10 protein-coding genes are annotated in these 5,187 nt (G+C 34.4%); 4 read left to right on the top strand and 6 right to left on the bottom strand.

What is annotated here, in order from left to right; all coding sequences use genetic code 11:
* The 4 genes from KI363_RS21385 to KI363_RS21370 all read left to right on the top strand — a co-directional run.
* Positions 1 to 157: ATP-binding protein (locus KI363_RS21385; RefSeq protein WP_212967592.1), on the top strand; the 157-nt coding region annotated here is incomplete at its 5' end.
* A 481-nt stretch (positions 158 to 638) separates the two neighbouring features.
* The gene (locus KI363_RS21380; RefSeq protein WP_212967591.1) at positions 639 to 1,187 is read left to right on the top strand and encodes an RNA polymerase sigma factor; all 549 of its coding nucleotides are present in this window, start codon (positions 639 to 641) and stop codon (positions 1,185 to 1,187) included.
* A complete protein-coding gene (locus tag KI363_RS21375; RefSeq protein WP_212967590.1) occupies positions 1,144 to 1,350 on the top strand; it encodes a hypothetical protein in 207 nt (68 codons plus the stop codon). Before KI363_RS21380 ends, KI363_RS21375 begins: the two co-directional genes overlap by 44 nt.
* 4 nt (positions 1,351 to 1,354) lie before the next feature.
* The gene (locus KI363_RS21370; protein WP_212967589.1) at positions 1,355 to 2,101 is read left to right on the top strand and encodes a tetratricopeptide repeat protein; all 747 of its coding nucleotides are present in this window, start codon (positions 1,355 to 1,357) and stop codon (positions 2,099 to 2,101) included.
* Between the two features lie 116 nt (positions 2,102 to 2,217).
* On the opposite strand, the gene KI363_RS21365 is transcribed toward KI363_RS21370, so the two are convergent.
* From KI363_RS21365 to KI363_RS21345, 6 genes are all read right to left on the bottom strand, one after another.
* A complete protein-coding gene (locus KI363_RS21365; RefSeq protein ID WP_212967588.1) occupies positions 2,218 to 2,382 on the bottom strand; it encodes a hypothetical protein in 165 nt (54 codons plus the stop codon).
* A 14-nt stretch (positions 2,383 to 2,396) separates the two neighbouring features.
* A complete protein-coding gene (locus KI363_RS21360) occupies positions 2,397 to 2,936 on the bottom strand; it encodes a GrpB family protein (RefSeq protein WP_212967587.1) in 540 nt (179 codons plus the stop codon).
* A 24-nt stretch (positions 2,937 to 2,960) separates the two neighbouring features.
* The gene (locus KI363_RS21355) at positions 2,961 to 3,791 is read right to left on the bottom strand and encodes a GNAT family N-acetyltransferase (RefSeq protein ID WP_212967586.1); all 831 of its coding nucleotides are present in this window, start codon (positions 3,789 to 3,791) and stop codon (positions 2,961 to 2,963) included.
* Between the two features lie 112 nt (positions 3,792 to 3,903).
* On the bottom strand, positions 3,904 to 4,278 hold the full coding sequence (locus KI363_RS21350; RefSeq protein ID WP_246516993.1) for a ClbS/DfsB family four-helix bundle protein: 375 nt from the start codon (positions 4,276 to 4,278) through the stop codon (positions 3,904 to 3,906).
* Between the two features lie 40 nt (positions 4,279 to 4,318).
* Positions 4,319 to 4,450: a hypothetical protein gene (locus tag KI363_RS22325; RefSeq protein WP_281414155.1), complete on the bottom strand. Its 132-nt coding sequence runs from the start codon at positions 4,448 to 4,450 to the stop codon at positions 4,319 to 4,321.
* 90 nt (positions 4,451 to 4,540) lie between these two features.
* On the bottom strand, positions 4,541 to 5,038 hold the full coding sequence (locus KI363_RS21345; RefSeq protein ID WP_212967585.1) for a hypothetical protein: 498 nt from the start codon (positions 5,036 to 5,038) through the stop codon (positions 4,541 to 4,543).
* Between the last annotated feature and the right edge of the window lie 149 nt (positions 5,039 to 5,187).

Genomic DNA, 5,187 nt, shown 5'->3' with positions numbered 1-5,187 from the left:
GGTGATTACTACCAACCTTCAATTTGGACAATGGAATCATGTTTTTGGGGATCCAATATTAACAGAGGCTGTGATTGATCGACTTATTCATCATTCACATTTACTACTTTTTAACGGTGAGAGTTTTCGTTATAAAGAATCATTAATACAGCAATAATTGGAGGCGACAAGTGGCATGCATTTTTAAATGCCATTTCATACATTTTTTACTTGCCAAATACACTGTAAAGATGTGTTACACACAGAGGTACTCCATTTCCAGCTTGAAAAAATTCAAACTGACCTCTTTTTGTATTTATTATATTCCTTTCCCACATACTTTCCCCTCCTTTGTAGTAGAAGTAGTTTTTTAGATTTTGTCTCGATGTTTTTTCTGTTTTGCAATAGTGCTTATTGAGGTGAAGAACTTGTTGCCAATTAAATTAAGGTAATCTGGAAGCGCTTTTTTCAAAACAGCTTGATTGTACATTCTCTACCGCCTATCTGCTCCCTTGCAATATTCGACATCTGGCGCCTTATAACCTTCTCGTTAATTTGCAGAAATAAATCTATAGTGTTTATTGCGGAGACTCAAAACTTTTTAATTTTTTCCAACAAAATGCATCACTGGAACGTTATGGTTATAAGGGAGGTGTAAAATGGATCTAGATAAGTTATTAAAAACAGTTTCCAGCGGTAATGTTGAGGCACTAAGAGATTTGTATGAAATATTCCGTGTCCCCGTTTATGCGGTAGCACTCTCTATTCTTAGAAATCCTGTGTTAGCTGAAGATATTTTACAAGAAACTTTTGTAAGGGTTTTTGATAAAGCAGACCAGTATCAACAAGGGACAAATCCCAAAGCTTGGGTGATATCAATTACACGTAATCTATGTTTAGACACGGTACGTAAAAAACGGCCTGAACAAATTGAAGTAGATACGATTAAAGATAATAAAAGCGATAATCCATTGTTAAAATTAATGCTATCCGAAGCTCTATATCAACTGGAAGAAATTGAACGGCAAATTGTCGTAATGCATGTCATCGTTGGATTAAAACATGTTGAAATTAGTGAGGATCTGGGGATCCCAGCAGGGACAGTACGATGGAAATATAGACAAAGTCTAAAGAAATTAGCAACGATCATTGGAGGTGACGATATTGAAAAGTATACATCAAGTGTTTCGATTAAGAGAAGAAATTGAACATTGTACCCCTGATGTATGGGATGAAATAGAAGGAAAAATTACTCAACGCATTGTGACAAATCTCCTACAAGATTTAGACGGACTTCCCTCTCCAGAAGGCAGGTTATTAGGTGAGATAAGAGATCGCGTTAAACAACATATTTTAAACAAAGGAGCGTGAAGACTTGGTGGAAACATTTAATCTAAAATGGGAAAAAAATGAAAAGTATATGTTACTTGAACAGCTTGAGAATCATTATGACGATGCACTCTGGAAAAGAACACTCGAACTTTATCAAGAGGCATTAGATAAACAACCTGATAACCCTGAATCCCTCTTTTCTTATGGTTACCTTTTTGAAATGAAGGCGAATAGATATCTAGAAGAAGCTGCAAGCAGTTACCAAAAGGGATTAGAAAGTAAACTTTTGTCGACAAAATATTCATGGATCAGCAGTAAACTGCACGCACAGCATATACGAGTAAGGGCACAGCTTTTTGAAAATCATAAATCTGTTGAATATTACAAAGGGCAATTAAAAAAAGCTCCTAAGGATCCTAGGAACTATTGTTATCTAGCTCAATGCTACCTAAAATCCGATCAAATTAGCGAAGCAAAAAAAGTAATTGATGCCGGTCTAAAGCTTTTCTCCACTTATGCCGAATTACATTATTACAACGGAGAAATACAATCTCGTCTAGGACTGCATGAAGAAGCATTACATTCATGGGAAAAATCTGTCCAACTTGATTCTCAATTTATTGATGGTAGATTTAGTAGAGCATTTCTATTTACTAGAGAAAAAAGGTACCTAGAAGCTGCGCAGGAATGGAGATTGATTATACATTTTATGAATGAATATGGTTTTAATGATGACTACCCCAAACATGAACTACAATCTATTGAAAAATTAATAGCGGAAAAGAATTGAAATCCAGAAAATCAGTAGCTTCTATTTTGTAATTGATGAATAGATAATCCATTATTACGTAAAGGAAGCCTTACATGCTTTTATTGATTAATAGGGGATTCCTTCCCTTTTTTCTGTTATTCGGCATATCTGAATACTTCATTTATAAAATTAGCCAATTTCTCTAGTGTATGATGAACGTTTTCGTAACCGATTGTGATATTTTCATTTGCCCATTGTTGAGATAAATCCAATACTTGTTGTAAATCATCCAATAAACAAGGTCTAATCTTATACAGCATAATCCCCCCATCGGCTATTTCTGATAGTTATCTCTTTTCGCAAAAATTCCCCTTACGAATTGTTCTTTATAACTGGTATATTCGTCAATTCCGCCATTGTTTTCTTCTAAAAAATTCTTTTTCAAGTCAATGTATTGGTCGTGTGCTGTTTTATTTGCGTTTAGGTAATCTCTGAAAAAGATTAAGTTTTTCCAGTGTTCTTTATTATAGGCAACTAAATGGATAATATGGGTCTTTTCTTCATAGGTTTCATTATTAAATTTGGCAAGCACGATTTCATTAGGACGTTGGATGCGAAGCCTTAAAAAACCAACCCTCTTTAATCCCTGAAAAATAGCCTGATCAACATTTTCAATATCATCTACACCCACAACTAAATCCAATATTGGTTTGGCAACCATCCCTTTTATAACCGTGCTTCCAACATGTTCAATTCGGCTTTCGTGAATAGGGGTTGAATTTAGGATCACCTGTTTCACCCTATGAAACTCTTCCTTCCATTCCACGGTATAGGGTTCCAATCTTACTTCATCCCGTTTTAGTCCTAATTTCATGGAAAGCACCTCATTCTTTTAAAATTATTCGAATGAAAATTCATACCCAATATAGTTAAATACATTTTTGAATCCTATCTTCTCCGCAATTGCAACAGAGGGCTTGTTCATTTCCATACAATCCCAATATGGAACTATATTATTCTCCAAACAATCTTTAACAACTCTGTGAGCTACCTTTTGTGCTAATTTTTTCCCCTGATGTGTCTCTAATGTTTCAATATCGATGCAATGTATATTTCCAGCAACAAAACCTGAAAAACAAGTACTAACGATTTCATTTTTATAAACAATACAATAACCTATGCCATTACTAAAAAAGCTTTCTGGTGAGGACCAAAATTCTAATATTTTTGCTCGTAAAAATTCAATGTTTTTGATTGAGTTATTCTTATTTTCAAAGAGAGTAGGGTCGATTTTTAAGACCTTATACCCTTGTTCCATTACGGGTTCATGATTCCCTTTATAATCATCCTTAGGTAAAATATACACCCTTTGATTCCAACTTCCTAATTCACGATGTTTAAAGGTCTTTTCAATAATTTCGTTCCATTTATCGTGATTGCCAAACCCTATAAACCAATTTAGTTGGATTTTTCTTGCTTCAGGTATAATGATATTGTCAAAAAAATGGTTGAGTTCATTATTGAACCGCTCGTTTTGCTCACTGCCAAAAAATATAAATCCGTCATTATTTCCTAACCAAATCAGCCCGGATGTAGGGTTACTTATATCATCTACAAAGATCCGACCCGGATTTATATTTTCAACTACTGCTTTTGCTTCTAAATGCCCTTGTTGATTAAATAGTTTTCTACACTTACTAAATTCAGCTTTGTCTAATTCTACAATCATACAATATCCCTTCTTTTCCGACTACAAAGGTTTGAAAAACCGCTCGATAGTCTAGGTTCATTATTTCGCTACCCTGTCTTTTTCCCCTTCTTTTATAGCCTTTGCAATCGCTTCACATTTTTTTTATCGCCCAAATGTAATGCTTTGAAGTGTTTGCTGCAAAATAGCTATATAAATTACTTGTTTTAGTCCATTTATAGTACTTTTTTGTTATGATTTCTTCATTCGTATGTGATTCAATGAGTCCCATCACTCTTTTATGGCTTAACTTCAATTTTTTTAGCGCTTGATTTAATGTTACATCTTGATAGTTTTCCCAAATTTGCATATTAAGTAGTTTGATCGTACGCCATTTAAACCCGCGTGCTGGCATAATAGGAATATCTCCATCCATGCCTTCCTTATACCATCTCTCCAGCATTGCATGCCATTCATACAGGTGCATGAACACATCACGAAAATTCTTATCTCTTTCCCCAGTTTCAATGGAAATGCTCCTTTTTCTGCTAGGAATCGATTCAATTATTTCAAGTAATGATTATTAATTTCTCTGCTTGCCATACACCTACTTCAGTAAGATAGGGGTCCGTCATTTGCAGGCTCTCTGGGGGATTCATCACATGTTGTCCTTGTGCGTGGCGAAAAAAATATAATTCCATAGTATATCTCCTCCCGATTAATCATTTTATAAATCTGCTCGCTAAAAAATGACTGCTCTTTTTGAACAATCGCACCCGCCAGTTTATTCATTAACTCTCCTTATTTACAAGATCCCTAGTTTCATTTGTTAACTTTTTACATATGAAATGAAGAGAAAAATTGAACAATATAATATTTCCAAATAGCCCCATCCCGACATTCCAACCAGTAATTCCTCCGGAAAATAGATTTGGAATAACGAATTTGCTCCCATTTTCAATATATAACGTTAAAAATTTAAAAGGAAAACCATACGAATAGCCATATTCAGTCGTGTGTAAATGTGTAGGTGATACATCTGGAATAACCAATGATAAGAGAACCATTAAAATTACAGACATCCAAAGATTTTTTTTGTCAAATGCTTTTCCCCATCCTTTATACCTGTATAGAACAAAGGTTAAGCTAAATGCAACGATCATTGCAATCCAATCATAATTTTCGGCAATACCAATGCTTGAAAAAGTAAGGTGAGCAATTCCCCCTAGAATGGTCAATAGCATTAAAAATATAAACATAAATCGTAGGGATTCTAAAATTATTTTCATTTTGTTCTCCCCCTTTTCGATCACGTATTGTCAAAACTTATATAGTAAAAAGTTAATAAAAATCTTGATTTGTAGGGCTTAAAATGCAAAAAACTTGCCACCCCCTAAAATCTGGAGATAATTGAGGTTACCACACACCCAACATCCCA

The organism is Lederbergia ruris (genome assembly GCF_018332955.1).
Lineage (GTDB): Bacteria > Bacillota > Bacilli > Bacillales > Bacillaceae_C > Lederbergia > Lederbergia ruris.
The sequence above is the reverse complement of the archived record's forward strand: the minus strand, read 5'-3'. Positions and strand labels throughout refer to the sequence as shown.